Origin of the sequence: Bartonella sp. TT29SHDZB, assembly GCF_042193395.1 — a bacterium.
Classification (GTDB): domain Bacteria; phylum Pseudomonadota; class Alphaproteobacteria; order Rhizobiales; family Rhizobiaceae; genus Bartonella.
Genome location: NZ_JBHILQ010000102.1, coordinates 1 through 1,088, shown reverse-complemented (window position 1 = coordinate 1,088; position 1,088 = coordinate 1). Strand labels below are relative to the sequence as shown.

The 1,088-nt window shown below is 43.4% G+C and carries 1 protein-coding gene; it reads left to right on the top strand.

Annotated features, from left to right (window positions below; genetic code table 11):
* Positions 1–1,032 (top strand): DUF3792 domain-containing protein (locus tag ACFIJJ_RS09810; RefSeq protein WP_375646812.1); only part of this gene is annotated, 1,032 nt, incomplete at its 5' end.
* Positions 1,033–1,088: the final 56 nt, after the last annotated feature.

Below are 1,088 nucleotides of genomic sequence, written 5' to 3'. Positions count from 1 at the left end.
TCTCTAGAAGAAAAATATTCACTCTTTCACACACCCATTTCATGGTCCGCAATCTTTGCGGGACTGGTGACAGCTCTTGCCACCTCAATCTGCCTTTCTTTTCTGGTCGCCGCTTTAGGCTTAAGCCAAATGGATTTCACTTCTTCAACCCCATTTGAAGGCTCTTTCCTCTCCTTTGGCGTGGGTTCTGTTATCGTTACACTGATTAGCCTAGCCTTGGGAGGCTTTGTCGCTGGACGTTTTGCTGAAACCTCAGGAACGCTTCATGGCTTTCTCACTTGGGCTCTCATAACATTGCTGATGACCATCCAAGCCATCCACGTGGTTTCTAGTACAGCAAAGATAGGAGCTAAAACGGCTCTAGAAAACAGCTCCATGGTCCAACAAACCGTAGACAGCCTCAAAACCAATATTTCCCCTATACTTGCAAAATTAAACAGCGAAAGTCTTGAAAAGTTTTTTGCAAAAAACAGTGACAATGGCATCAATTTTGACCAACTTTCGAGTGAATTGCGCACCCTTCTCAATAAAAGCGATATTCCTGCTCTCAACCCTGAGCGCTTGAAACAAACCTATCAAGCTGCACTCAATGATATTGGTTCTGCGATAACAGCTTTCAAAAATGATCCTTCTTACTATCGCACCACTTTAAAAAATCTTGGTGAGCGCTTATCTGATCGTGTAGAAGATCTCACGACAAAATTTGATCGAAGCGATATCATCAATGCCCTCATAAAAGATGGCATGCCCCGTGCGGATGCACAAACAGCAGTAAACCGTGCCGTCCAACTCTATCAAAGAGCAGAAGAAAAGACCGAAAAAGCCATCAAAGCCTTTGAAGAACAGGCAGAAACACTCTCAGACAATCTTGAGGATACGATCAAGGGCGCCAAAAACACTGCAACTAAAGCCACAAAAACAGCCTCCAATATGGGGTGGTGGGGCTTTTTAGGAAGTCTCATAGGCGCCATTATTTCCAGTGTTTTTGGCTATTATGGTTATAGAAGCCGTAAGGACACTTTCATGCTTTAAAACGTCTACCTTTAAAGCAAATACATAAAAAGCTGCACGCATAGTGCAGCTTTTTT